This is a genomic window from Sphingobium sp. GW456-12-10-14-TSB1, from assembly GCF_059424385.1.
This window is the reverse complement of record NZ_JBWKZI010000001.1, coordinates 206898-232558: the sequence shown is the minus strand read 5'-3', so window position 1 is coordinate 232558 and position 25661 is coordinate 206898. Positions and strand designations below refer to the sequence as shown.

The following is a 25661-nucleotide window of genomic DNA, read 5'->3' as shown; positions in this document are numbered from 1 at the left end:
CTATTGCGGCCGATGCCCCTTGCGCCATTTGGTCCACAGGTGCCGGGCCAGCATCAGGGGCGGCATTCTTAGCCAGTGGGAGCGCAGGAAGAAGGCGAACACCAGCGCCTTGCGGGTCTCGCGGCCCCAGCCGTCGCGGGCCAGCAGCCGGGCGCGGATCAGGCGATCCCACAGGGTCAGGCGCGCGCCGGGGCCGTAGAGCGCGGCGGCCAGTCGCTGCGCTTGCCGGACATGGGACGTCAGGCCATGGCGGGCGGCGCGGGTCGCCAATATGTCCGGGTCAGTGTCGGCCAGCAGATGATGGATGTCCCACAGGTTGCGCAGCCCGCCCTGCAAATCGCCATCGGCCAGCATATGGGCGACGGCATGGACGACCCGATCTTCGGGGGACAGGACGAAAAGGCCATCATCCACTGGCACGGCGTCGGCGATCATCGCGGCGGCATCGGGGGTCTGGCGCGCGGTGAGCGGCAATATCGTGTGATGCACGTCGATCATCCGGTCGCGCGTCGCGTGGATCATCGGCGGGAGTTCGTGCATCCATTGGCGATAATAGACATCGTCATAGGGATCATCCTTCACCCATTCCCAGCCCGCCGCGATCAGCGCCTGTTCGACCGCCGCCATCGCCTCGACCGGCACGAGGATGTCGAGATCGCCGATGAAGCGCCCCTGCCCGGCCTTCAGTCCGGCGGCGGCATAGGCCGTGCCCTTGAGCAGGACGACACGCACGCCCAGAGCCCCAAGCGCCTGCGCCGCGCGATCAGCCTCCCATAGCGCCTGCCGCGCTTCGCGGGCGGCATCCAGCCGCGCATCGGACAGGATCGGCGTGAGCGCTGAGGGCACCGTCACCCCATCAAGCCGAAACGCCAGCGTCCCGATCAGCCGTTCGGCACGCGCGGCGGCGATCAGGCCGTTCCAGCCGGATGCGTCCAGCCCGGCGACGGACGCAGGATCACGCAGCGTGCGCACCAGCAGCGCGGCGCTCATGCCATCTCCTCCCACAGCCGTTCGACCATGGCGATGGCGTCCTCACCCGTGGGGAAGTCGATCGCGCGGGCGGGAACATCGCGCACGAACCGGGTCAGCGCCGTGAAAGCGGGTTCGCCCAACGCGACATAATTGGTCGAGGCTTGCGTGAGGCGCATGAAGATTTCCGCCTGGCCAACGGCACGCACATCGGCGGCGTGGCCGAAGCGGGGGAAAAGCAGCAGTGCGGGCATCGCCCCCTGCCCCATGCGCGCGACCGCATCATGGCGGGGGACCATATGGCGAATGTCGCCCTTGGCCGTGGCGGCGAGCAGCGGCCCCATGCGCCCCTCCCCGACTTGGCCCGCCACCACGTCGATCGCGCGATTCTTGAGGCTGACGAGGCGGGGAAAGGGCAGGATCGCGCCGCTATCAAGGTCCAGCAAGGCAAATTCATCGCCCATGAAGCGCCAGCCACGTTCGCCAAGCAGGGCCGCGAGGGTCGATTTGCCCGAGCCAGACTCGCCGGTCATCACCAGCACGCGACCATCTTTTTCTACGCTGGAGGCATGAAGCAGCAGGTGCCGCCGCCAGCCCAGCGCCATTTGCAGGTTCATCCCCATCTCCGCCGCGAGCAGGCCATGGGACAGGCTCATCGGCGCAGCATCGGCCAGGCCATGGTCGCCGGTGATGAAAATGGACGGGCGGATGAAGCGGCGCACAAGACTGGTCGGCTGGAGCCGGACGGTGAAATCCGCGATGGCGTCGGCAGGTTGCGGATAGGCGGCGTAGAGGCTGGCAAGTTGGTCGATCGGCGCTGGCCAGGCGGAGCCGATGCGGAAGGTCGCCGGGCCAATGCGCAGCGTCAGATGGTGCCTCATGCCGGGCGCACCAGGCCGAGCGCCACCAGCGCGTCAAGATGGGCGGCGATTTCGTCGATCGCTTCGTCTGCCGGGCCAAGGTCGAAGCTGCGGGCCAGCCGGTCATGGATCTGCGCCACGCTGGCCGGGCCGCCATCGGCCAGTTGATCAAGAATTTCGGGGACCGGGCTGATCACCATATGGGTCTGCTCCGACCGTGGATGGTAGAGGAGGACGATGTCGTCGAGCGCGCAGGCGGTCACCGCATCCGCCCCGTCCCGCCGATAGAGTTTCGTCGCTGTCACTCTCTGCTACCCCATAAGCAGCGCCCTGCTCCGGCGCTATTGCATATGGTGCCACCACATGCCCGTCATGCTGAACTTGTTTCAGCATCCATTTCTCGTCCCAAACAACTGCTTGATCTGGTGAAATGGACCCTGAAACAAGTTCAGGGTGACGATGAAGGAGATGTTGGCCTCACATACATCCGCCCTGCCCTAACGCAGAGGGGTAGCCAAGTGCCTAACGCGGCATCTGGAGCGAGGCGTAGCAGGTGAAGCCGCTGGTGCCGGACTGAAGGCGGCGGATATAGTTGAGATAGGCCTGATTCTGCTGATAGCTGGTGCCCGGCAGCGGGCGTCCCCGCAAGGCTTGCTTGACCTGTTCGCCGGTGAAGGGGCGACCCGCGCCGGGAAAGGCGCCGGGCGTCCCGGCGGGGACGAGCTGGCCATTGGGGGCGATCAGATTGCCCGCCCGGCCGGCATCCGGCACGGGTATCGTGCAGTTGAGGACCGAGGCGGCGGTATTGGCCAGCGCCGGGCGGATCGACACGATCGCGGACGCCGCCGCTGCGCCACCCATCAACAACTGGCGACGCGAAGGCACGGCCAGATCGGGCGTGTCGGCCTGCGCAGCCATATCGGGCTGCTGGTCATCATCCTGTCCGGTCATCGGCTCGCTCATCTGATCCTGGTCCGCTATCGGGCTTGCCAAAGCGTCATGATTGCACGCTATTGGGCCAGACATCGCAGCAAATGCGCGACAAATCCAGTGCGGTAACCATGAATCGACTCAGTCCTTCCCAGATCATCGCCTCCTTCGCCGTCCTGCTGCTGAGCACGGGCGCTGCCCTGATGATGGGCGCATCCCCCTTTGCCGTCATGCTGCCGGTGCTGGCGGGCGTGATCGTCCTGGCCATTACCGCCGAAGCCGGTACGCCACGGCGCGACGTACCGAAAGTGACGCTGGACGAGCCGGACCTGATCGACCATCCCGATTTTGCGAGCCTGCTGGAGGGGATTTCCGATCCGCTGATGCTGGTGGAGCGCGGGCGGATCGCGCGGGTCAACCGGGCGGCGCAGCGCCTGCTGGGCGCGCATATCGAGGGGGAGGATGCGCGCATCGCCATCCGGCATCCTGCCGCCGCCGAACGACTGGCGAGCCTTGCCCCGCTGGCCGAACCGTTCATGATCGAACTGGTCGGGCTGGGCACGCGCGAGCAGCGCTGGCAGATGCGGGTCGCGCCGGTGGGCGCGGTGGCGGACATGCGCCGCCTGGTGCATCTGGTCGACCATAGCGGCACCCATGCCGCCGAGCGGATGCGGGTCGATTTCGTCGCCAATGCCAGCCATGAACTGCGCACGCCGCTGGCCGGGATATTGGGCTTTATCGAAACGCTGGCCGATCCCGAACTGGGCAAGGACGACGAAACCCGGCAGCGCTTCCTTAAAATCATGGATGGCGAAGCGCGGCGGATGCAGCGACTGGTCGATGACCTGATCTCGCTGTCGCGGATCGAGGCGGAGAAATATCGCGCGCCCGCGGACGCGGTCGATCTGGGCGAACTGGTCGCCGAAGCGGTCAATGTGTTCCGATCCAGCCATGGCGAGCGTGGCCGCGAGGTGGAGATGGATGTCGCGCCGGGGCGGCAGGCGGTGCAGGGCGATCGGGCGCAGCTGTCGCAGCTGCTGCACAATCTGATCGGCAATTCGGTCAAATATGGCCGTCCCGGCACGCCGATCCGGGTGACGCTGAGCGAAGGCGGCAGCCGCATGTGCCGCCTGTCCGTCGCCGACGAAGGGGAAGGCATAGGCCCGGACCATCTGCCACGCCTGACCGAGCGCTTCTACCGCGTCGATTCAGGGCGCAGCCGGGCGATGGGCGGCACCGGGCTGGGGCTGGCGATCGTCAAACATATTGTCGAACGGCATCGCGGACGGCTGGACGTAGCAAGCGTTTTGGGCAAGGGAACGACCGTGACCGTGCTGCTGCCGCTGATGAACGAGGCGGAAGCCGGGCAGGTTTGACCAAAATAGCGATCCTGTCATCATCGCCTTTTGCGATGTCATCAAACTGCAACCTGAATGTCACAATGCCGCGATGGAGCGGCCCTATAGCGCCGGTCAAAGGGGGCAGCGAACAGCGAATCGCGGCCTTTCATAATGGAGGTTTCCGTGCATAAATTCACCCTGTTCGCCGCAACGGCATTGAGCGTCATTTCCCTGTCCGCCTGCGGCGACCAGAGCGGCAGCGGCGGCGCGGGCCAGACCCGCGACCAGATTCGCGCGGTCGGATCGTCGACTGTCTATCCCTTCGCGACGGCGGTTGCCGAACTGTTCGTTCAGGGCAATCCCGGCATGAAGTCGCCGATCATCGAATCGACCGGCACTGGCGGCGGCATGAAGCTGTTCTGCGCCGGCGTCGGCGCCCAGCATCCCGACATTGCCGATGCATCGCGCCGGATGAAGAAATCCGAATTCGACATGTGTGCGACCAATGGGGTCAAGGACATCATCGAAGTGCAGGTCGGCGTCGACGGCCTGGCCTTTGCCGAAGCCAAAAACGGTCCCGGCTACAAGCTGACGCCGAAAATCGTCTATGAGGCGCTGGCGGCCAATCCCTATGGCAAGGGCCCGAACAAGGCGCAGACCTGGAAGGATGTCGATCCCAGCCTGCCCGCCATCGCGATTTCGGTGTTCGGTCCTCCGTCCACCAGCGGCACGCGCGATTCGCTGGCGGAACTGATTCTGGAAAAAGGTTGCCAGTCCGACCCGGCGATGAAGGAACTGAAAGAGAAGAACGAGGACGAGTATAAGGCAACCTGCACTCGCGTCCGTGAGGACGGCAAATATGTCGATTCGGGCGAGAATGACAATCTGATCGTCCAGAAACTGGGCGCGAACCCCAATGCGGTCGGCATATTCGGCTACAGCTTCTTGGAAGAGAATAAGGACACGCTCAAGGATGTGCCGATCAACGGCATCCAGGCGACCTATGAAACGGTCTCGACCGGCCAGTATCCGGGTGCGCGTCCGCTCTATATCTACGTGAAGAAGGCGCATATTGCGGCCATTCCGGGGCTGCAAAACTATCTCAACACCTTCGCCGCCAACTGGGCGCCCGATGGCGCCCTCACCAAGCGCGGCATGGTCGCGGCCCCCGAAGATGTCCGCAAGGCCAGCGCCGAAACGATCAAGGCGCTGACCGTGCTTGACGGCTCCAAGCTGAAGTAAGGGCCATAATGACCGGTCCCGCACTTTTCCTGCTGCTCGCTGGCCTGGGCGCTATCGCCTGGGTCAGCGCCCGCGCCCGCGCCATGCGTTTGCAGACCGTGGCACGGGCGACCGGGCGGCGCGATGCCGTCCATTCGCTGCCGGGCTATCATGGCTGGTATGTCGCCTTGTGGGCGATCGTACCGGCGGTCCTGTTTCTGGCGGTCTGGTCCAATGTCGCGCCCGGTCTGGTGACGCAGGCAGTGCTGGCCGATCCGGCGGCGCAAAGCCTGCCCGCCGACGATTTCTCGCGCTCCGCCATATTGGGTGAGGCACGGGCGATCGCGACGGGCGCGCAGGCGGGCGCGTTCAATCCGCTGTCGCAGGGACTGGTCGAACCCTATCGCGCCGCCATCAGCAAATATGGCCTGGCGGGCGCTGTGCTGGCGATCGTGCTCGCCTTTGCCGGCGGCGCCTATGCCTTCACGCGCGTTCGCCCCGATTTCCGGGCGCGCACGCGGGTCGAACGGCTGGTGATGGCGACGCTGCTGATCGCATCGCTGATCGCGATCGTGACGACGGTGGGGATCGTCGCGTCCCTGCTGTGGGAAAGTTTCCGCTTCTTTTCCATGGTCAATCCGCTGGACTTCCTGTTCGGCACCAAATGGTCGCCGCAATCGGCGGCGATGGGCTATGGCAACAAGGATGCGTTCGGCGCGGTGCCGCTCTTCTGGGGCACCATCTTCATCGGCGCGATCATCGCCATGGTCGTCGCCATTCCGCTGGGCCTGATGAGCGCCATCTATCTGACCCAATATGCCCAGCCCGTCGTGCGCAAATGGATGAAACCGACGCTGGAGATGCTCGCGGGCGTTCCAACGGTGGTCTATGGCTATTTCGCGGCGCTCACCATTGCGCCTGCGCTGCGCGACTTTGCGGTGACGATCGGCATCCATGGCGCTTCGTCGGAAAGCGCGCTGGCGGCTGGTCTGGTGATGGGCGTGATGATCATTCCCTTCGTCTCTTCCATGGCCGACGACAGCATCGCCGCCGTGCCGCAGTCGATGCGCGACGGCAGCCTGGCGATGGGCGCGACCACGAGCGAAACGATCCGCAAGGTGTTGATCCCGGCCGCCCTGCCCGGCGTGGTCGGCGGCGTATTGCTGGCGGTCAGCCGCGCGATCGGCGAAACGATGATCGTGGTCATGGCCGCCGGTCTGGCCGCGAACCTGACCCTCAACCCCTTTGCCAGCGTGACCACGGTGACGACCCAGATCGTCCAGTTGCTGACCGGCGACCAGGAATTTGACAGCGCCAAGACGCTGGCCGCCTTCGCGCTTGGCCTCGTGCTGTTCATCGTCACCCTGCTGCTCAACATCGTGGCCCTGCGGGTCGTGAAGAAATATCGCGAGGCTTACGAATGAGCCGGAACACCCAACATCCGTTCGCCCTGAGCGAAGTCGAAGGGTTCGACCGACCGGAAGGAGGTCACTTCGCTGCGCTCAGTGGAAGGCTTCGACAGGCTCAGCCCGAACGGGGAGAGACAGAATGACCACTCGCAACCCCACCGACTGGAAGTCGGACGCGATGCGCAAGCGGATTGCGCGGCGCTATGCGGCCGAGCGGCGGTTCAAATTCGCCGGCCTGTTCGCCGTGGCGCTCTCTGCCGCCTTCCTCGCCTTCCTGCTGTTCACGATGATCGGCAACGGGCTGCGCGGATTCACCCGCACGGAAATCCCGCTTCAGGTCAACTTCCCTGCGTCCCCTCTGCTGCTTGATCCGGCCAACATCACCGACGCAGCCTTGGCCAATGCCAATCTGCCGATGGTGACCGGGCAGGTCGCGAAGGCAGCGCTCGGCCCGGACGCCGACGCCCTGCTGTCGCCGACCGCCTGGATCAGCATCCGCGATGCGATCAAGGCCGATCCGGCGATATTGGGACAGACGGTGACGATCCGCGTTCCAGCCTCGACCACCATAGACCTCGCCGCCAAGCATGAAGGCGCGCCGGAAGCCGAAGCGGCAGTGGAGCGCCTGCGCAAGGCAGGGCTGCTGACGACCGGCTTCAACTGGGGCTTCCTGACGTCCAGCGACGGCACCGATCCGACGCAGGTCGGCATCTGGGGGGCGTTCAAGGGTTCGTTGCTGACGATGCTGGTGACGCTGGCGCTCAGCTTCCCGGTTGGCGTGGCCACCGCCCTCTATCTGGAGGAATATGCGCCCAAGACGTGGTGGACCGACATTATCGAAGTGTCGATCAACAATCTGGCGGCGGTCCCCTCCATCATCTTCGGCCTGCTTGGCCTGTCCATCTTCCTCAACTTCATGCACCTGCCACGATCGGCGCCGCTGATCGGGGGCATGACGCTGGCGCTGATGACGATGCCGGTCATCGTCATTGCCGGGCGCAACGCGATCAAGTCCGTCCCGCCCAGCATCCGCGACGCGGCGCTCGGCATCGGCGCCTCGCCGGTGCAGGTCGTGTTCCACCATGTCCTGCCGCTGGCGCTGCCCGGCATCCTGACCGGCACGATCATCGGCATGGCCCGCGCGCTGGGCGAAACCGCGCCGCTGCTGATGATCGGCATGCGCGCCTTCATCGCAACGCCGCCGGGCGGGATCAACGATCCGGCGACCGTGTTGCCGGTGCAGATCTTCCTGTGGTCCGATGAAGTCTCCAGGGGCTTTGTCGAAAAGACGTCGGCCGCGATCATCGTGCTGCTGGCCTTCCTCCTCGCGATGAATGGCCTGGCCATCTATCTGCGCAACAAGTTTGAAACACGGTGGTAAACGCGCCCATGACCGAAGCAACAAACCCTCTGGCCATTGCCAACCCCAAAATGTCGGCCCGCGACGTCAAGGTCTTTTACGGCGCGAAGCAGGCGATAAAGGGCGTGTCGATCGACGTCGACATGGACCATGTCACCGCCTTCATCGGCCCGTCGGGCTGCGGCAAGTCGACCTTCCTGCGGACGTTGAACCGCATGAACGACACGGTTGCCAGCGCGCGGGTGGAAGGCACGATCACGCTGGATGGGGACGATATTTATTCCCCGTCGATGGACGTGGTGCAACTGCGCGCGCGGGTCGGCATGGTGTTCCAGAAGCCCAATCCCTTCCCCAAGTCGATCTACGAAAATATCGCCTATGGGCCGCGCATCCATGGCCTGGCCCATGCCAAGGCGGACCTGGACGTGATCGTCGAAAAATCGCTGCGCCGCGCGGGCCTGTGGGAAGAAGTGAAGGACCGGCTGCACGACAGCGGCACTGCCCTGTCCGGCGGGCAGCAGCAGCGGCTATGCATTGGCCGCGCTATTGCGGTGGAGCCGGAGGTCATCCTGATGGACGAACCCTGTTCCGCGCTGGACCCGATCGCAACGGCGAAGATCGAGGAGCTGATCCACGAACTGCGCGGCCGCTATGCGATCGTCATCGTGACCCACAACATGCAGCAGGCTGCGCGCGTGTCGCAACGCACCGCCTTCTTCCACCTCGGCGATCTGGTCGAATATGGCGTGACGAGCGACATCTTCACGAACCCGACGCAGGAGCGGACCAAGGATTATATCACCGGTCGCTACGGCTGATCGCGGGAGAAACGAATATGGCTGAACATACGATCAAGGCGTTCGACGAGGAAATCGACAGGCTGCGCGGCCTGATCGCGGAAATGGGCGGACGGGCCGAAGCTGCCATCGAAAGCGCAATGACCGCGCTGCAACGGCAGGATCTGGCGCTGGCGGCGCAGGTGGTGGCCGACGACAAGCGTATCGACGCGATCGAGGCGGAAGTCGAAAAGCTGGTCATCCAGGTGATCGCGCTCCGCGCGCCGATGGCCAATGACCTGCGCGACGTCATCGCCGCGCTCAAGATTGTCGGCGTGGTCGAGCGGATTGGCGATTATGCCAAGAATATCGCCAAGCGGGTGCCGCTGATCATGGTCAACCAGCGCACGCTGGAGCCGGTATCGCTGTTGCCGTCCATGGGACAGGTGGCGAGCGAGATGGTGCATGACGCGCTCAACGCCTTTGCCGCGCGCGATCCCGATCTGGCGGTCGCCGTGGTCGAGCGCGACACGGTGGTCGACGATTTCTACAACAGCGTGTTCCGCACGCTGGTCACCTATATGGTCGAAAATCCCAAGACGATCAGCGAATGCGCGCATCTGCTGTTCATCGCCAAGAATATCGAGCGGATCGGCGACCATGCGACCAATGTCGCGGAAATGGTCTATTATGCGGCTACGGGCCAGACCCTGCCCGACCGCGATCGCGGCGGCGCGGCGGCGGAGGAATAAGGACCATGGCCCGTGCAAAAATGCTGCTGGTCGAGGATGACGCAGCGCTGGCCGAATTGCTGATCTGGCATTTCAAGCGTGAGGATTTCGACGTCGCCCATACGGTCGATGGCGAGGAAGCCCTGTTGATGGCGCAGGAAAATGTGCCCGACATCGTGCTGCTCGACTGGATGGTGGAAAGCCTGTCGGGGATCGAGGTGTGCCGCCGCCTGCGCCGCGCCAACGGCACCGCCAATGTGCCGATCATCATGCTGACCGCGCGCGGTGAGGAAGAGGATCGGGTGCGCGGGCTGGAAACGGGCGCGGACGATTATGTGACCAAGCCGTTTTCGCCACGCGAGCTGGTGGCGCGGGTCGGCGCGGTGCTGCGGCGCGTGCGCCCGGCGCTGGCCGGCGAAACGCTGACCTTTGCCGATGTCGAGATGGACACGGTGGGGCACAAGGTACGGCGCGGCGGGCAGGTTATCCCGCTCGGCCCAACCGAATTCCGCCTGCTGCGCCATTTTCTGGAGCATCCCGGCTGGGTATTCTCGCGCGAACGGCTGCTCGACAGCGTGTGGGGGCAGGACAGCGATATCGAACTGCGCACCGTGGACGTGCATATCCGCCGCCTGCGCAAGGCTATCAACGGCGATGGCCAGTTTCAGGACATCATCCGCACCGTGCGGTCGGCGGGCTATGCGCTGGATACCGACGGGGTGAACTGACCCAGAGGCCCGTCATGCCAGCGAAGGCTGGCATCTCCCTTATTCTTGCAGCGCCGCGCAAAGGAAACGAGATCCCGGCTTTCGCCGGGATGACGAACATAAATCAGGCGGCGCGGCGGGCCTTGGTCAGCTTCTTCATCAGCATGTCGCGCTTCATGCGCGACAGGTGGTCGATGAAGAGAACACCCTCCAGATGGTCCATTTCATGCTGGAGGCAGGTGGCAAGCAGCCCGTCGAGCTGTTCCTCATGAATGCGGCCGTCGCGGTCCATCCAGCTGGCGCGGATCGTCGCGGGACGCTCCACCTCCGCATATTGGTCGGGAACGGACAGGCAGCCCTCGTTATAGACGGACAAATCCTCCGATTCCTTGAGGATTTCGGGGTTGATGAACACCATCGGCTTCTTGACCGGGGGAGCGTCCTCCGCGTCGGATTCCGGTTCCTGCAAGTCCATCACCAACACCCGCTTGGGCACGCCGACCTGGATCGCGGCCAGGCCGATGCCCGGCGCGTCATACATGGTGTCGAACATGTCGTCGATCAGACGTTGCAGATCGTCGTCGATCGACTCCACGGGGGTCGAAATGGTGCGCAGGCGCGGGTCCGGCGCCTCTAGGATGGGAAGAATGGCCATCTTCATAAAATAGCGGAAAGACGCAGGATTTCAAGCGATCCACGGCGCGGGCAAAAGGTTTCACTCCCCTACCCCACCGGCCTTCGCGCCCGCAGCGCCTGCGCCAGCGTTCCTTCGTCCAGATAGTCCAGTTCGCCGCCCACCGGCACGCCATGGGCCAACTGGGTCAGGCGGATCGGGAAATGTTCGAGCCGCTCGGCCAGATAATGGGCGGTCGTCTGCCCCTCCAGCGTCGCGTTCATCGCCAGCACCACTTCATCGATGCCGCCCTGTTCCAGCCGCCCGACCAGCGCATCGATGGTCAGATCCTCCGGCCGCACCCCTTCCAGCGCGGACAGGCGACCGCCCAGCACATGGAAGCGGCCGGGGAAAAGGCGGGACTTGTCGAGCGCCCACAGGTCGGCAACATCCTCCACGACGCACAGCGCACGCGGGTCGCGGCGCGGATCGGCGCAGATGCCGCAAGGATCGACCGTGTCGACATTGCCGCAGACATGGCAGGTGACGAGCCGGTCGTTCACCGCCTCCAGCGCGCGCAGCAGCGGGGCCATGGCGGCCTCGCGCTTCTTGATGAGGTGCAGCACCGCCCGCCGCGCGGAACGCGGCCCCAGACCGGGCAGGCGGGACAGGGCTTGCGTCAGCGCTTCGATTTCGGGAGAGGCCATGCCGTGAGATAAGGGCTTGCAACCCGTCCCGACAAGGGCTTTGAGATGATGCTATGCGTATCATCTACATGGGCACTCCCGATTTCGCGGTTCCCGCGCTCGACGCACTGGCAAAGGCGGGGCACGACATCGTCGCGGTCTATAGCCAGCCGCCCCGTCCGGCCGGGCGTGGCAAGAACCTGACCCCCTCCCCTGTCCATCAACGGGCCGAGGCGATGGGGATTGAGGTTCGGACGCCGGAATCGCTGAAGGACGCGGCGGTACAGGCCGCCTTCGCGGCGCTCGATGTCGATGTCGCGGTGGTCGCGGCCTATGGGCTTATCCTGCCGCGCGCCATATTGGATGCGCCGCGCCATGGCTGCATGAACATCCATGCATCATTGCTGCCGCGCTGGCGCGGGGCGGCGCCGATCCAGCGGGCGATCCTGTCGGGCGACAATGTCACCGGGGTCACAATCATGGACATGGCGGCTGGCCTGGATACCGGGCCGATGCGGGCCAAATATGTGACCAAGATAGAGGGCAAGACGGCGGGCGCGCTGACCGCCGAACTGGCGCAGGCGGGCGCGGACCTGATGGTCGAAGTGCTGGACGATGTCGCGCAGCATCCGCCAATGGCCCAGCCAGATGAGGGCGTCACCTACGCCGCCAAGATCGCCAAGGCCGAGGCGCGGATCGACTTCACCCGGCCCGCGCTTCAGATCGAGCGGCAGGTTCGCGGCTTCAATCCTTTTCCCGGTGCCTTTTTCGAATATGGCGGGGAGCGGTTTCGCATCCTGACGGCGCAGGTCGAGCATGAGGATGGCGCGCCCGGCGCGTTGCTGGACGACGCGCTGCTGATCGCATGCGGCCATGGCGCGATCCGCCCGACATTGATCCAGCGCGCGGGCAAGGCGGCGATGACGCCGGATGAGATGCTGCGCGGGTTCGATATGCCGGCGGGGAGCCGGGTGGACGGGTGAGATGACGCGTCCCCTGTTTCTCGACCATGTTCGACACGAACGCCCCTGAGCCATGACCCGTTTTGCCTTCACCGTCGAATTTGACGGACGGCCGTTCATGGGGTGGCAGCGGCAGGCGCATGGGCCGAGCGTGCAGCAGGCGATCGAAGATGCGATCCATGCCGTGACGGGCGAGCGGGTCGTGGTTCATGCCGCCGGGCGCACCGACGCCGGTGTGCACGGGCTGGCGATGCGCGCCCATGCCGATGTGGCCAAGCCGATGACGCCATTCCGCCTGATGGAGGCGATCAACGCGCGGCTGGGACGGCAGCCGGTGGCGATATTGGGTTGCGAAGAAGTATCGGACGACTGGCACGCGCGCTTTTCCTGCATGGGCCGATCCTATGTCTATCGCATCGTCAACCGCCGCGCGGCGCTGACCTTCGAAGCGGGGCTGGCCTGGCAGGTAAAGCCGCAGCTTGATGCCGGGGCGATGCATGACGCGGCGCAAGTGCTGGTCGGGCTGCATGATTTCACCACCTTCCGGTCCGCCCATTGCCAGTCGGCCAGCCCGGTCAAGACGCTCGACCGGCTAAGCGTCGAGCGGGAGGGGGACCGGATTGCGATCCATGCCGGGGCACGATCCTTCCTGCATCATCAGGTGCGGTCCATGGTCGGTTGCCTGGCGATGGTGGGAATGGGGCGATGGTCGGCCGATGACCTGCGCGATGCGCTGGAGGCCCGCAACCGTGCCGCGCTGGGGCTCAATGCGCCGCCAGATGGCCTCTATTTTGTGCGGGCCGATTATCCGGCTTAAAGCCGGGCGCGGAACGGCGTGAAATTGGTGCCCTGGTCGTAGACGTCCAGCCCTTCGCGCCGCTTGAGCATATTGACCACGCCATAGGTCACCGGCGTCAGCAGCATCTCCCAAAAGACCTTCATCGCCCAGTTGGTGACCATGACGGTCAGCACCTGCGCATTGCTCCACTGCCCGTAAAAGGCGAGCGGATAGAAGAGCAGGCTGTCCACGCCCTGCCCCACGACGGTCGACCCGATCGTGCGCATCCAAAGGTGCCGCCCTTGCGTCAGCACCTTCATGCGGGCCAGGACGAAGCTGTTGGCAAATTCCCCGGCCCAGAAGGCGATGAGGGAAGCGAACACGATCCGCCAGGTATTGCCAAACACCGATTCATAGGCGTCCTGCCCCGGCCAGCCGGGCGCTGGCGGCAGCGCGACCACGACCCAGCTCATCAGCGCCATGAACAGCATCGCGACAAAGCCCGCCCAGACGCAGCGGCGCGCGCGGGCATAGCCATAGACTTCGGTCAATACGTCGCCGATGACATAGCCCAGCGGGAAAAACAGGATGCCCGCACCAAAGGTGACGCCGCCCAGCGTCGACAGCTTGGCCGCGCCGATCAGGTTGGACAGAAGCAGGATGACGACGAAGGCCGCCATCACAAAGTCGAAATAGCGCAACGGGCGACCGCCCAGCGCATCGGCATCGATTTTCTGAACGGCCCCGTCGATCATGCAGCCGTGCATATCGCACAGGCCGGTGATTGCAAGCTGCCGCGCTCGCCGCTATCGGGGCGAAGCATGGCCCCGTAGCTCAGCTGGATAGAGCATCCGCCTTCTAAGCGGATGGTCGCAGGTTCAAGTCCTGCCGGGGTCACCATCCATCATATAAGGACGATCAGCGCCGGGCGCGTCGTCTAACGCGCCCGGCGCTCCTGGATCAGAGGATGGTCTGGCCGGTCTTTTCCCAGTCGGCCAGGAAGCCTGCAATGCCCTTGTCGGTCAGGACATGGTTGAACAGCGCCTTGATGACCGCGGGCGGCGCGGTCATGACGTCGGCGCCGATCCGCGCGCTTTCGAGCACATGGATGGGGTGGCGGACCGACGCGACCAGGATTTCGGTGTCGAACCCATAATTGTCGTAGATCAGGCGGATGTCCTGAATGAGGGCCATGCCGTCAAAGCCGTTATCGTCATGCCGACCGACAAAGGGCGAGATGAAGCTGGCGCCCGCCTTGGCCGCGAGCAGCGCCTGATTGGCGGAAAAGCACAGCGTGACGTTGACCAGCACGCCATCGTCGGTCAGCGCCTTGCAGGTTTTGAGGCCGTCGATGGTCAACGGCACCTTGATGCAGACATTGGGCGCGATCTTCCGCAGGACGGCGGCTTCCTTCATCATCGTCTCATGATCGAGCGCGACGACTTCGGCGGAAACGGGGCCTTCGACCAGCCCGCAGATTTCCTCGACCACTTCCAGGAACTTGCGGCCGGATTTGTGGATCAGCGACGGGTTGGTGGTCACGCCGTCGAGCAGGCCGGTGGCGGCGAGATCACGGATTTCGGCGGTGTCGGCGGTATCGACAAAGAATTTCATGGAATGCGGCTCCGGGGATGGGCGAATCCGGTCCCTTTAGCGGCTGGCGGCGGGATTGGCCATGTCGGATCGGGTGATTGTGTCGTCCCGCCACTGCGATTATAGGGCGCGCACCCTGCCAAAGGACCAGAGATGCGCCGCCATTTGCCCCTCAGCCTGCTGGCAGGCGTCCTGCCGGTCATCGCGATGCTCTCTCCCGCGCTAGCCGCGACCCAGGAATCGCAAATGTGGATCACGGAAATGGCGACGATCCACGCCAGCAAGGACGATCTGGTCACCATTGATGCAAGCCAGCGCGCGCGGTCCGACACTGGCAGCGGCGGCGAGCAGTTTCTGGCGCGGATCGCGTTGGACCATCGCATCAGCCCGGCGGTGCAGGTGGGCGGCGCCATCGCCTATCTCAAGAGCGAGGTCGACCAGGAACTGCGCTTTCATCAGCAGGTGACGCTCAGCAAGGGCATCTGGCAAGCCCGCACCCGGATGGAGGAGCGCTTCTTCGACAATGTCGACACCGCCAGCTGGCGCCTGCGCCAGCGGCTCCAGGCCAGCGTACCGCTGGACCGGGCGAAACAGTGGACCATGATCGCGGTGACGGAATTCTTCTTTCACCTCAATCGCGCCCGGCCCAGCGACAGGACCGGCCTTGCCGTGATGCGGCAACAGATCGGCCTGCGCCACCCGATCGGCAAGAACCTCGATGCGCAACTGCTCTACATGCGGCAGCAGACTTTTCGCGAGGCACGGCCAGATGTCGTCGCCCATATACCCTGGCTGACATTGAGCTGGCGGATATAGCAGGCGGCATTTGCCTGTCGGGCGTCAGGCGCTAAGGACGGGGCATGTCCCGCGCCCGTGTCCTCCTGCTCAACGCTGCCCTGGGGCCGCTCGACTATCGCGTGCCGCACGGCATGAACGTGAAGCCCGGCAGCATCGTCGTCGCGCCGCTCGGGCCCCGCCAGCTGGTCGGCGTGGTGTGGGAGGAAGATAGTTTCCCCGATGTCGAGAGCGTGGGCGACAACCGGCTGCGCAACCTGATCGAGCTGGTGGACGCCCCGCCTTTGCCAGAAACGCTGCGGCGGCTGATCGAATGGACGGCGGACTATTATCTGTCGCCCCCTGCCGCCGTGCTGCGCATGGCGCTGGCGTCGATGGCGGCGCTGGAAGGCACGCGCACCGTCATCGAATATAAGGCCAATGGCCGTCAGCCCGACCGCATGACCGATCAGCGCGCGCAGGCGCTGGAGCGGATCGGCGAGCGGCAGGGGCTGGTGCGCGAACTGGCGCTGATCGGCGGGGTGAGCGACGCGGTGATTCGCGGCCTCATCAAGCAGGATATTTTCGACGCCATCGAAGTCAGCGTCGATACACCCCTCCCCGCGCCCGACCCGGACCATGCCCCGCCCACCCTGTCAGCGGCACAGGCGGACGCGGCGATGACGATGGCGAACGCCGTGCGCGACCATGAATTTGCGCCCTTCCTGCTCGACGGCGTGACCGGATCGGGCAAGACCGAAGTCTATTTCGAGGCGATCGCCGCCGCCATCCGGGCCGATGCCCAGGTGCTGGTCCTGCTGCCCGAAATCGCGCTGACCGAGCCGTTTCTGGAACGGTTCGAGGCCCGGTTCGGCACGATCCCGGTCAACTGGCATAGCGGCCTGCGCCAGACCGAGCGGCGGCGGGCGTGGCGGGCGATTTCCAGCGGGCAGGCGCAGGTCGTCGTCGGCGCACGCTCGGCGCTGTTCCTGCCCTATCCGAAGCTCGGCCTGATCGTCGTCGATGAAGCGCATGAGGCGAGTTTCAAGCAGGAGGATGGCGTCCATTATCACGCCCGCGACGTGGCGGTGATGCGCGGCCTGATCGAGAAATTCCCGGTCATCCTGGCGTCCGCCACGCCCGCGATCGAGACGCGGCATCAGGTCGAACTGGGCCGCTATCGCGAAATCAAATTGCCATCCCGCTATGGCGGGGCGGAAATGCCGCAGATCGAGGGGATCAACCTGCTGACCGATCCACCCGAACGCGGTCGCTGGATCGCGCCGCCTCTGGTCAAGGCCATCGACGAGGTGATGGCCAAGGGCGAACAGAGCCTGTTGTTCCTCAACCGGCGCGGCTATGCCCCGCTGACCCTTTGCCGCCATTGCGGCTATCGCTTCCAATGCCCCAATTGCACCGCCTGGATGGTCGAACATCGGCTGACACATCGGCTGGCCTGCCATCATTGCGGCCATGTCGTTCCCGCGCCCCGCTTCTGCCCGGAATGCAAGGAGGAGGATTCGCTGGTCGCCTGCGGGCCGGGGGTGGAGCGGATCGCTGACGAGGTGAAGGCGCTCTGGCCGCAGGCGCGCACCGCCATCGTCACATCCGACACGTTATTTTCGCCCGCCAGGGTCGCCGATTTCGTCAAATCGGTGGAGGCGGGCGACATCGATATCATCGTGGGCACCCAGTTGGTGACCAAAGGCTATCATTTCCCCAATCTGACATTGGTGGGGGTGATCGACGCCGATCTGGGGCTGGAGGGCGGCGACCTGCGCGCGTCGGAGCGCACCTTCCAGCAGATCATGCAGGTGGCCGGGCGCGCCGGACGCGGACAAAAGCCGGGCCGCGTGTTCATCCAGACCCGGATGCCCGAAGGCGAGGTCATCAAGACGCTGATCGAGGGCGATACCGAGCGCTTCTACGCGGTCGAGACCGAAAATCGACGGCGCGCCAACGCCCCGCCCTTCGGCCGCTTCGCCGCGATCATCATTTCGAGCGAGGATGCCGACGAAGCAGCACAGGTCGCGCGCCTGATCGGCAAGTCTGCGCCGCTGATAGAGGGTATGCGCGTCTATGGCCCTGCCCCTGCGCCGCTCTCCGTCCTGCGCGGACGGCATCGCCACCGACTGCTGATCCACGCGACGCGGCAGGTCGACATACAGGCGGCGATTCGCGAATGGCTGGGCAATATCGTGTGGAAATCCAGCACCCGCGTCGCCGTGGATGTCGATCCCTACAGTTTCATGTGATGGACGCGCCTATCGCCAGCCCATGCCGCAACCTCTGCGCGCTGGACGCAGCGCGGATCTGCACTGGTTGCGGACGGACGATCGACGAAATCGTCCATTGGCGCAGCATGGGCGACGAAGCCCGCGCCGCCGTCATGGCGCGGGTGCGGGATTTCCCGTTTTCTTCGCCTTCTCTGCCGACGTCTGGGCCGCCTGGCCGTCCAGTTCCGCCTTCAACCTGATCGCCGCTTCGCGCATGTTAGACGCATGGGGCGAATAGGCGATGGGATCGAGCAGCAGGGAAGCTGTGGCATAGTCGCCCCGCGCCGCCATCGCGCGGACGACATTGAAGCGATAGTCAGGACTTTGCGGCAACAGGGTGAAGGCCTTGTAGAGCCCATCATAGCCAAGATCGGGCATCTTGCCGCCTCGCATCGCGTGATAGCGGTAGAATAGCGCAAGCGGCACGGGGTCCTCCGTGTCGGCGCGGTTGGCGCGAACGATGGCGGTCAGCGCCGCCTTCCAGTCGTCCGCCTTGTCGCTGTCATGCGCGCGCTCCAGCAAAACCTGCGCGCGAACCGCATGGGCACGCGATGAGCGGGCATCCATCGCGATCGCCCGGTCCGCGTCCGCCAACGCGGCGTCCTTTTCCTCAGCGGCCCATTCCGCTTCCGCCAACAGGGCAGCCGCATAGGCAGAATCCTGGAATTGGGCGGCGGTCGCGCGAATGGCGGTGACGATGGCGGGCAGTTCGTCGGCCTTCGGGTGATTGATGAGCCGCAGTTCATCCTCGACCAACGCGCCCTGCGCCGGATCGACAGGGCTGACGACAATCTCGCCAATCTTCATTTCATTGGATTTGAGCGATGAGGCTGACAGACGGTGGCGCATATAGGCCCTGAGGTCCTTTTCCAGACCTGCAAGCCCACCTTCAAAATAGCTGTCGGGCGAACGGTCTGGAACGCCCCTGACCAAATCCGCCAAATAGCTGGCGATCTCCTTGCCACGCTGCGTCTTGTTATATTGATAGAAGTGGGTGAGCAGCCAGGCGGTGCCATAATAACGGTCCCCGTCACGTCGGCTGAGATCGCCCGTGTCACGGGCGAACAGATATTCGAGCGGATAGGGTTGGCCCAGCACCAGTCCGGGCAACCGCGCCATGGGCACATGGCCGAACTCGATCGCGCCGCTCTTGGGAAATTTCACGACAGAGAAAAACTCGGCAAATCCCTCGACATACCAGGCGGGATAGGCAGCCGGAAAGTGATGCAGCATGAAATGATGCGTATATTCGTGGAAGAGGATTTCTTCCGCGCCGAAATCAAATTTTCCGGTCTTTTCGCCGCGCGCCAGCACCGCAAAGGCGCTGCGATTCGATGTCGTGTAAAAGCCGCCGATGTTGGGATTGCCCGCGAGTTTCTGCACCTTCCTGTCGTTGGAAAGCAGATAGACCTGCACCGGGCTACCCTGTTCGGGATCGGTCACATCATGGAGCCGCCGCAGCAGGAAATCGAACTTCTCCAACCGTTCGGCCAAGCCGCGCAGTTTTTCGTCATTGCCTTCGCTGTAAACGGTAAAGTGACGGCTTTTCGCCTGCCACCATGCCGCCTGCACCGTGCCGGGCAACGCCATCATCCATCCGATGCCCAGCAACAGGGCCGCCCACATCCGCATCGTTATATTTCACCCAAAGACCGGTCCCCAGAGTGGCGGAGGCCGGACCGATTGGAAAGTGCAATCTGATCCGCTATTTGCGCCTTTCTCGCGCCAGCAGTGCCTGTTTCCGCTCCACGCCCCAGGCGTAGCCGCCCGCCGTGCCGTCGCTGCGCAGGACGCGGTGGCAGGGGATGAGGACGGCAAGCGCATTGTCGCCGCAGGCAGTGCCAGCCGCTCGGACGGCGCCGGGGCGGCCGATGGCGGCGGCGATCTGGCCATAGCTGCGGGTCTGCCCGGCAGGTATCGCGCGCAGGGCGGACCATACCGCCTGCTGGAAGGCGGTGCCGCCAACATCGACCGGCAGATCCGGCGCGCCGGTCGGATCATCCACAAGCGCCACGACGGCAGCGGCGAGCCGATCCAGAGCAGCGTCGGCGGGGCGCAGGTCCGCCTGCGGAAAGCGGTTGCGCAGCGCCGCCTCGCCCTCATCGAAGCTGATCCGGCACAGCCCCTTGTCGGTCGCTGCGATCAGCATCGGGCCAAGGCTGCTGTCGATGGTGCGCCAGCGAATCGTGACGCCGCGCCCGCCCGCGCGCCAGGCGCTGGGCGTCATGCCCAGATGGGTTGCCGCGTCGGCATAGGCGCGACTAGGCGCACCATAGCCCGCCTCGTAAATGGCCGCCGTCACGCTGCCGCCCGCGTCCAGCGCGGTCTTCAGCCGGTCGGCCCGCAGCGTACGGGCATAGGCGGCGGGTGTCTGCCCGGTCTCGCGCTTGAACAGGCGGTGGAAATGATGCGGGGCATAGCCGACATGGGCTGCGATCGCCTCCAGCCGGGGGGACTCCTCCGCCGCTTCGATCAGTGCGATCGCGGCGGCCACCGCCTGCCTGTCCCGCCCCGTTTCGTCCGGGCGGCAGCGCAGGCAGGCGCGGAAGCCCGCTGCGCGCGCCGCTGCGGGATCGGGCAGGAAGGTCATATTCTCCCGCCTGGGGTGCCGCGCGGGACAACTGGGCTTGCAATAGATGCCGGTGGTCGCGACGCAACTGACGAAGCGCCCGTCCATCGTCCGGTCGCGCCGCAAGACCGCCGCCCAGCACTGGTCGGGATCGGGCATGGAGGGCACGGGCGTGGACAGGCGGGTCATCTGGTTCATACATTATGGGATATAGCGAAAGCGCTGGCCATGCTTCCCGCGGCTTGCGCTCAAAAAAACCACGCACTTTTCCCGATTGCGCAACGCCCGCCTTCGCATATGTATGCGCGCCTATGGTCGCTCTTTTCCGCTTCATCCTCCTGGCGCTCGCCCTTGCCGCGCCGACGGTCTCCCGCGCCGAACAGCAGGACATCGCCGCTGCCGCGCGCGGTGTGGTGCGTGTCGTGCTGGTCGCGACCGATGGCAGCGAAGCCTATTTTGTCGGCCATGGCAGCGGTTTGGCGGTCGCACCCGACAAGATATTGACCAACGCCCATGTCGTGGAACTGGCGCGGGAAGAGAAAAATCTCGTCATCGGCGTGATCCCCTCCGAAGGCACGAACAGCTATGGCGGGCGCATCATCGCCTTTTCGCCCGGCAACGACCTGGCCCTGATCCAGCTGGAACAGGGCAGCCTGCCGGTCAGCACTTTCTATGCCGGGGCCGTGACCGACGGCCAGCATGTCACCGCGATCGGCTATCCCGGCACGGTCGACCGGGCGCAGGGGCTGGGCCTCAAGCAGATGGTCGAACCAGTGGCGACCGTCAAAACCAGCGGCAATGTGTCCGCCGGCCGCGCGAGCCGCAGCTTCGACACGCTGCTGCACACAGCGCCCCTGGCGGCTGGAAACAGCGGCGGGCCGCTGGTCGATGATTGTGGTCGAGTGCTGGGGGTCAACAGCTTCGGATCGGTATCGGACGGCAGCGACGCCGAATTCGGCTTTGCCGTATCCTGGCGAGAAATCGCCTCCTTCCTGCGGCAGGCGGGCGTATCGTCGCGCCATACTGTCGTGCCGTGCCGTTCCTTTGCCGACGCCGATTCGGCCGAGGCCGCGATCCTCCAGCGCGAATCGGCGATGAGCGAGCAGAAGCTGCGCGCCAGCGACAGCGCGCGCCAGCAGGCGATGGACCGCGCTCGCGACGCTGCCGAGCGGGAGGTGATTTCCGCGCGCGAAAACGCGATGGCCGGGGCAGCCGTACTGTTGGCCGTGGCCGTACTGGCGCTGGGCGCTGGCGGGCTGTTCTACAGCCAGAAGCGGGAGAAGCATGCGACATGGTCGCTGGCGATCGGCGGGCTGCTGCTGTTCGGGGCGGCGGGGCTGTTCTTCTTTCGACCCAGTTTCGCCAGCATCGACGAAAAGGTCGCCGTGGCGCAGGATGGGGGCGTGGTCAGCAATACCGCCTTTGCCTGGGCGGGCGACAATATCTGCAAGGTGGACATGGCGCGCAGCCGCCTGACCCTGTCGCAACCCGATGACATCGCCTTCAACTGGGCGGAGGGCGGCTGCGTCAATGGCGACACCCAATATGTCGCCAGCGGCACTGGATGGCAGCGGGTGACGATCCCGGCGGAGGGCCATTATCTCGCCTCCAGCCGCTTCGATCCCGTCAATGGCGTGCTGCGCGTCGACCGCTGGCTGCCCGATGCCGACACCATGGCCAAGGCGCGCGCGCTGGTGGGGGACAAGCCGATTCCCGCCTGTGGCAGCAACCCGGGAGCTCTGGCCCGGATTGCCGCGCTGCAATCGCATATTGCGGCAATCGTCCCGGCCCAGCCCAACGAACGGATTGTCTATCATTGCCAGAAAGGTCGGCTTGCCCCGGTCGATCCGGCGCAATAACCGATTCGGTGCCGCGAAAAAACTCAGTCAAATGCCAGCGGTTTCGCACTATTGCCGGAATCGCGCAGCATGACTTGCATAGTCATAATCGCGCTGCTAACCGGCCCCACAACAAGGGGGACGGGCGTAACTGCTCCCCCCTCTTTGCATGACCGGCACATCAAATGGAGGACGGTAAGCGCGTGGAGACTACCGGCGGTATACAGGCCAGCCTCAGCGGCCGCTACGCGGTTGCGCTGTTCGATCTGGCGCGCGATGGCCAATCGCTCGACACCGTGGCGGACAGCCTTGCTGCGTTGAAGGGTGCGATTGCCCAATCGCCTGATTTCAAAGCGCTTATCAACAGCCCGGTGCTGAGCCGCGATGCGTCTGGAAAGACGATCGCCGCCGTCGCATCCTCCATGGGGATCGATCCCCTGACCACGAAATTTCTGGGCGTGCTTGCCGGGAACCGCCGGCTTGGCCAGCTTCCCGCTGTCATCCGCGCCTATGAAACCCTGTTGTCGAATCACAAGGGCGAGGCCCGCGCCGAAGTGACGAGCGCGCACCCGCTGACCAAGACGCAGATCACCGCGCTCGGCAAAAGCCTGCGCGCCCGCGTCGGCCGCGACGTCGCCATCGATGCGAAGGTCGACCCCGCGATCCTGGGCGGGCTGGTCGTCAAGATCGGCAGCCAGATGATCGACAGCTCCATTCGTACCCGTTTGAATAGTCTCGCCATGGCGATGAAAGGCTGAACATGGATATCAACGCCGCAGAAATTTCGAAGGTCATCAAGGACCAGATCGCCAATTTCGGCACCGAAGCGCAGGTTAGCGAAGTCGGTTCCGTGCTGACCGTGGGTGACGGCATCGCCCGCGTCCATGGCCTCGACAATGTCCAGGCGGGCGAAATGGTCGAGTTTGCCAACGGCATTCAGGGCATGGCGCTGAACCTGGAAGCCGACAATGTCGGTGTCGTGATCTTCGGGTCCGACAGCGAGATCAAGGAAGGCGACACCGTCAAGCGCACCGGCACCATCGTCGACGTCCCCGTCGGCAAGGGCCTGCTGGGCCGCGTCGTGGACGGCCTTGGCAACCCGATCGACGGCAAGGGGCCGATCGTGTCCGACCAGCGCATGCGCGTCGAGCGCAAGGCGCCCGGCATCATCCCGCGCACCTCGGTTCACGAACCCGTGCAGACCGGCCTCAAGGCCATCGACACGCTCGTCCCCGTCGGCCGTGGCCAGCGCGAACTGATCATCGGCGACCGCCAGACCGGCAAGACTGCCGTGGCGATCGACACCTTCATCAACCAGAAGGCCGCCAATGCGGGCGATGACGAGAGCAAGAAGCTTTACTGCATCTATGTCGCAGTCGGCCAGAAGCGCTCGACCGTTGCCCAGATCGTCAAGCAGCTCGAAGAAAATGGCGCGATGGAATATTCGATCGTCGTCGCCGCGACCGCTTCGGAGCCCGCTCCGCTCCAGTATCTCGCCCCCTATACCGGCGTGACCATGGGCGAATATTTCCGCGACAACGGCATGCACGCCGTCATCGTCTATGACGATCTGTCGAAGCAGGCCGTCGCCTATCGCCAGATGTCGCTGCTGCTGCGTCGTCCTCCGGGCCGTGAAGCCTATCCGGGCGACGTGTTCTATCTGCACAGCCGCCTGCTGGAGCGCGCGGCCAAGATGAACAGCGACAACGGGTCTGGCTCGCTGACCGCACTGCCGATCATCGAAACGCAGGCAGGCGACGTGTCGGCCTACATCCCGACCAACGTGATCTCGATCACCGACGGCCAGATCTTCCTGGAAACCAACCTCTTCTACCAGGGCATCCGTCCGGCCATCAACGTCGGCCTGTCGGTGTCGCGCGTCGGTTCCGCCGCGCAGACCAAGGCGATGAAGAAGGTGTCCGGCTCGATCAAGCTGGAACTGGCCCAGTATCGCGAAATGGCGGCCTTCGCCCAGTTCGGTTCGGACCTCGACGCATCGACCCAGAAGCTGCTGAACCGCGGCGCGCGCCTGACCGAACTGCTCAAGCAGGCGCAATTCTCGCCGCTGCCGTTCGAGGAACAGACCGCGTCGATCTTCGCTGGCACCAACGGTTATCTGGACAGCGTCGCCGTCAAGGACGTGACCCGTTACGAAGAATTGATGCTGGCCTATCTGCGCCACGATCATGCCGACGTACTGACCATGATCCGCGACACCAAGGATCTGGGCGACGAAGCCAAGGGCAAGCTCAAGGCCGCGCTCGACAGCTTCGGCAAGACTTTTGCTTAAGTCTGGCGCCTAAGTGATTTGATGAAGGCCGCCGGGCGACCGGCGGCCTCCCTACACTGAATTCGGGATTGAGATGGCAAGCCTCAAGGAACTGAAGATCCGCATCGGGTCGGTCAAATCGACCCAGAAGATCACCAAGGCGAAGCAGATGGTCGCCGCCGCGAAGCTGCGCAAGGCGCAGGCCGCAGCGGAAGCCGCGCGCCCCTATAGCAGCCGCCTGGAAGCCGTCGTCGCCTCCCTCGCCTCGAAAATCGCGGGCGGTTCGGGCGAAGGCGCATCGCCGCTGCTGGCGGGCACGGGCAAGGATGACGTGCATCTGCTGGTCGTCGCCAACTCCGACCGTGGCCTGGCCGGTGCGTTCAACGCCAACATCGTCAAGGCCGCCCGCGCCAAGGCGGACGAGCTGATCCAGCAGGGCAAGACGGTGAAATTCTACCTGATCGGTCGCAAGGGCCGTCCGGTGATCAACCGCATGTATCCCGGCCAGATCGTCGCCCAATATGACACGACTGGCGCCAAGCAGCCCGGCTATGACCAGGCGCACGCCATCGCTGGCGAGCTGACCGACATGTATCTGAACGGCAAGTTCGACGTCGCGCATCTCTTCTATTCGCGCTTCAAGTCGGCGCTGGCGCAGATCCCGACCGAACAGCAGATCATTCCCGTCAAGATCCCCGCCGACGCCGACCGCAACGCCATCGCCGCGACGGTCGAATATGAACCGAGCGAGGAAGCGATCCTGGACGACCTGCTGCCGCGCAACGTCGCGATCCAGCTGTTCAAGGCGCTGCTGGAAAACAACGCATCCGAACAGGGCGCGTCGATGACCGCGATGGACAATGCCACGCGCAACGCCGGCGACCTGATCAACAAGCTGACGATCCAGTATAACCGCAGCCGCCAGGCCGCGATCACCACCGAACTCGTTGAAATCATTTCGGGCGCTGAAGCCCTCTAAGCACACGCACGCAAGGAAGCA

At 64.7% G+C, this 25661-nt stretch carries 26 protein-coding genes and 1 tRNA gene; 17 read left to right on the top strand and 10 right to left on the bottom strand.

Annotation, left to right across the window (positions count from 1 at the left end; genetic code table 11):
• The 4 genes from AC07X9_RS01145 to AC07X9_RS01130 form a co-directional block, all read right to left on the bottom strand.
• The gene (locus tag AC07X9_RS01145; protein ID WP_017181550.1) at window positions 1–990 is read right to left on the bottom strand and encodes a nucleotidyltransferase domain-containing protein; all 990 of its coding nucleotides are present in this window, start codon (window positions 988–990) and stop codon (window positions 1–3) included.
• Window positions 987–1850 carry an HprK-related kinase A gene (locus AC07X9_RS01140; RefSeq protein ID WP_017181551.1) on the bottom strand — a complete coding sequence of 288 codons (864 nt, stop codon included), beginning with the start codon at window positions 1848–1850 and terminating at the stop codon, window positions 987–989. Before AC07X9_RS01140 ends, AC07X9_RS01145 begins: the two co-directional genes overlap by 4 nt.
• Window positions 1847–2134 (bottom strand): HPr-rel-A system PqqD family peptide chaperone, encoded by a 288-nt coding sequence (locus AC07X9_RS01135; RefSeq protein ID WP_017181552.1) that lies wholly within the window; start codon window positions 2132–2134, stop codon window positions 1847–1849. Before AC07X9_RS01135 ends, AC07X9_RS01140 begins: the two co-directional genes overlap by 4 nt.
• Before the next feature lie 217 nt (window positions 2135–2351).
• Complete coding sequence (locus tag AC07X9_RS01130) at window positions 2352–2792, bottom strand: hypothetical protein (RefSeq protein ID WP_017181553.1); 441 nt, start codon at window positions 2790–2792, stop codon at window positions 2352–2354.
• A 98-nt stretch (window positions 2793–2890) separates the two neighbouring features.
• Between AC07X9_RS01130 and AC07X9_RS01125 the strand changes: the two genes are divergently transcribed.
• The 7 genes from AC07X9_RS01125 to phoB all read left to right on the top strand — a co-directional run bounded on the left by AC07X9_RS01125 (window position 2891) and on the right by phoB (window position 10324).
• Entirely contained in the window at window positions 2891–4135 is a 1245-nt protein-coding gene (locus AC07X9_RS01125) for a sensor histidine kinase (RefSeq protein ID WP_026002117.1), read from the top strand.
• A gap of 135 nt (window positions 4136–4270) precedes the next feature.
• Entirely contained in the window at window positions 4271–5341 is a 1071-nt protein-coding gene (locus AC07X9_RS01120) for a substrate-binding domain-containing protein (protein ID WP_017181555.1), read from the top strand.
• 8 nt (window positions 5342–5349) lie between these two features.
• Window positions 5350–6744 carry a phosphate ABC transporter permease subunit PstC gene (gene pstC, locus AC07X9_RS01115; protein WP_017181556.1) on the top strand — a complete coding sequence of 465 codons (1395 nt, stop codon included), beginning with the start codon at window positions 5350–5352 and terminating at the stop codon, window positions 6742–6744.
• A gap of 124 nt (window positions 6745–6868) precedes the next feature.
• Entirely contained in the window at window positions 6869–8110 is a 1242-nt protein-coding gene (gene pstA / locus AC07X9_RS01110) for a phosphate ABC transporter permease PstA (protein WP_017181557.1), read from the top strand.
• Between the two features lie 8 nt (window positions 8111–8118).
• Entirely contained in the window at window positions 8119–8907 is a 789-nt protein-coding gene (pstB, locus tag AC07X9_RS01105; protein WP_017181558.1) for a phosphate ABC transporter ATP-binding protein PstB, read from the top strand.
• 17 nt (window positions 8908–8924) lie between these two features.
• Entirely contained in the window at window positions 8925–9617 is a 693-nt protein-coding gene (gene phoU / locus AC07X9_RS01100; protein WP_017181559.1) for a phosphate signaling complex protein PhoU, read from the top strand.
• A 5-nt stretch (window positions 9618–9622) separates the two neighbouring features.
• Window positions 9623–10324, top strand: coding sequence for a phosphate regulon transcriptional regulator PhoB (phoB, locus tag AC07X9_RS01095; protein ID WP_026002119.1), 702 nt, complete (start codon window positions 9623–9625; stop codon window positions 10322–10324).
• 103 nt (window positions 10325–10427) lie between these two features.
• On the opposite strand, the gene def is transcribed toward phoB, so the two are convergent.
• Both def and recR read right to left on the bottom strand, forming a co-directional pair.
• Entirely contained in the window at window positions 10428–10958 is a 531-nt protein-coding gene (def, locus tag AC07X9_RS01090; RefSeq protein WP_026002120.1) for a peptide deformylase, read from the bottom strand.
• 68 nt (window positions 10959–11026) lie between these two features.
• Window positions 11027–11623 (bottom strand): recombination mediator RecR, encoded by a 597-nt coding sequence (gene recR / locus AC07X9_RS01085; RefSeq protein ID WP_017181562.1) that lies wholly within the window; start codon window positions 11621–11623, stop codon window positions 11027–11029.
• A gap of 53 nt (window positions 11624–11676) precedes the next feature.
• Here recR and fmt point away from each other — a divergent pair, with 53 nt between their 5' ends.
• Window positions 11677–12585, top strand: a complete 909-nt coding sequence (gene fmt / locus AC07X9_RS01080; protein WP_017181563.1) for a methionyl-tRNA formyltransferase — start codon at window positions 11677–11679, stop codon at window positions 12583–12585.
• Window positions 12586–12637: 52 nt separating this feature from the next.
• Window positions 12638–13381 (top strand): tRNA pseudouridine(38-40) synthase TruA, encoded by a 744-nt coding sequence (gene truA / locus AC07X9_RS01075; protein WP_017181564.1) that lies wholly within the window; start codon window positions 12638–12640, stop codon window positions 13379–13381.
• Here the strand turns inward: truA and AC07X9_RS01070 are convergent.
• Window positions 13378–14097 (bottom strand): queuosine precursor transporter, encoded by a 720-nt coding sequence (locus tag AC07X9_RS01070; protein ID WP_017181565.1) that lies wholly within the window; start codon window positions 14095–14097, stop codon window positions 13378–13380. The two genes, truA and AC07X9_RS01070, sit on opposite strands and share 4 nt — an antisense overlap.
• Before the next feature lie 68 nt (window positions 14098–14165).
• Between AC07X9_RS01070 and AC07X9_RS01065 the strand changes: the two genes are divergently transcribed.
• Window positions 14166–14242, top strand: a tRNA-Arg gene (locus AC07X9_RS01065).
• Between the two features lie 60 nt (window positions 14243–14302).
• On the opposite strand, the gene fsa is transcribed toward AC07X9_RS01065, so the two are convergent.
• Window positions 14303–14956, bottom strand: coding sequence for a fructose-6-phosphate aldolase (fsa, locus tag AC07X9_RS01060; RefSeq protein WP_017181566.1), 654 nt, complete (start codon window positions 14954–14956; stop codon window positions 14303–14305).
• Window positions 14957–15088: 132 nt separating this feature from the next.
• Here fsa and AC07X9_RS01055 point away from each other — a divergent pair, with 132 nt between their 5' ends.
• The 3 genes from AC07X9_RS01055 to AC07X9_RS01045 are packed head-to-tail and all read left to right on the top strand — an operon-like array spanning window position 15089 to window position 18185.
• Window positions 15089–15751, top strand: a complete 663-nt coding sequence (locus tag AC07X9_RS01055) for a DUF2490 domain-containing protein (protein WP_017181567.1) — start codon at window positions 15089–15091, stop codon at window positions 15749–15751.
• A 44-nt stretch (window positions 15752–15795) separates the two neighbouring features.
• On the top strand, window positions 15796–17964 hold the full coding sequence (locus AC07X9_RS01050) for a primosomal protein N' (RefSeq protein ID WP_017181568.1): 2169 nt from the start codon (window positions 15796–15798) through the stop codon (window positions 17962–17964).
• Window positions 17892–18185: a DUF1289 domain-containing protein gene (locus AC07X9_RS01045; RefSeq protein ID WP_338057727.1), complete on the top strand. Its 294-nt coding sequence runs from the start codon at window positions 17892–17894 to the stop codon at window positions 18183–18185. The genes AC07X9_RS01050 and AC07X9_RS01045 overlap by 73 nt, the downstream gene beginning before the upstream one ends.
• Here the strand turns inward: AC07X9_RS01045 and AC07X9_RS01040 are convergent.
• Together AC07X9_RS01040 and ada are read right to left on the bottom strand one after the other, a co-directional pair.
• Complete coding sequence (locus AC07X9_RS01040; protein ID WP_026002121.1) at window positions 18097–19617, bottom strand: hypothetical protein; 1521 nt, start codon at window positions 19615–19617, stop codon at window positions 18097–18099. The two genes, AC07X9_RS01045 and AC07X9_RS01040, sit on opposite strands and share 89 nt — an antisense overlap.
• Before the next feature lie 73 nt (window positions 19618–19690).
• Window positions 19691–20752 (bottom strand): bifunctional DNA-binding transcriptional regulator/O6-methylguanine-DNA methyltransferase Ada, encoded by a 1062-nt coding sequence (gene ada / locus AC07X9_RS01035; protein WP_017181571.1) that lies wholly within the window; start codon window positions 20750–20752, stop codon window positions 19691–19693.
• Between the two features lie 113 nt (window positions 20753–20865).
• Here ada and AC07X9_RS01030 point away from each other — a divergent pair, with 113 nt between their 5' ends.
• The 4 genes from AC07X9_RS01030 (at window position 20866) to AC07X9_RS01015 (ending at window position 25640) form a co-directional block, all read left to right on the top strand.
• Entirely contained in the window at window positions 20866–22413 is a 1548-nt protein-coding gene (locus tag AC07X9_RS01030; RefSeq protein WP_017181572.1) for a S1C family serine protease, read from the top strand.
• A 182-nt stretch (window positions 22414–22595) separates the two neighbouring features.
• Window positions 22596–23150 carry a F0F1 ATP synthase subunit delta gene (locus tag AC07X9_RS01025; protein ID WP_026002122.1) on the top strand — a complete coding sequence of 185 codons (555 nt, stop codon included), beginning with the start codon at window positions 22596–22598 and terminating at the stop codon, window positions 23148–23150.
• 2 nt (window positions 23151–23152) lie between these two features.
• Entirely contained in the window at window positions 23153–24682 is a 1530-nt protein-coding gene (atpA, locus tag AC07X9_RS01020; protein WP_017181574.1) for a F0F1 ATP synthase subunit alpha, read from the top strand.
• A gap of 73 nt (window positions 24683–24755) precedes the next feature.
• The gene (locus AC07X9_RS01015) at window positions 24756–25640 is read left to right on the top strand and encodes a F0F1 ATP synthase subunit gamma (RefSeq protein WP_017181575.1); all 885 of its coding nucleotides are present in this window, start codon (window positions 24756–24758) and stop codon (window positions 25638–25640) included.
• Window positions 25641–25661: the final 21 nt, after the last annotated feature.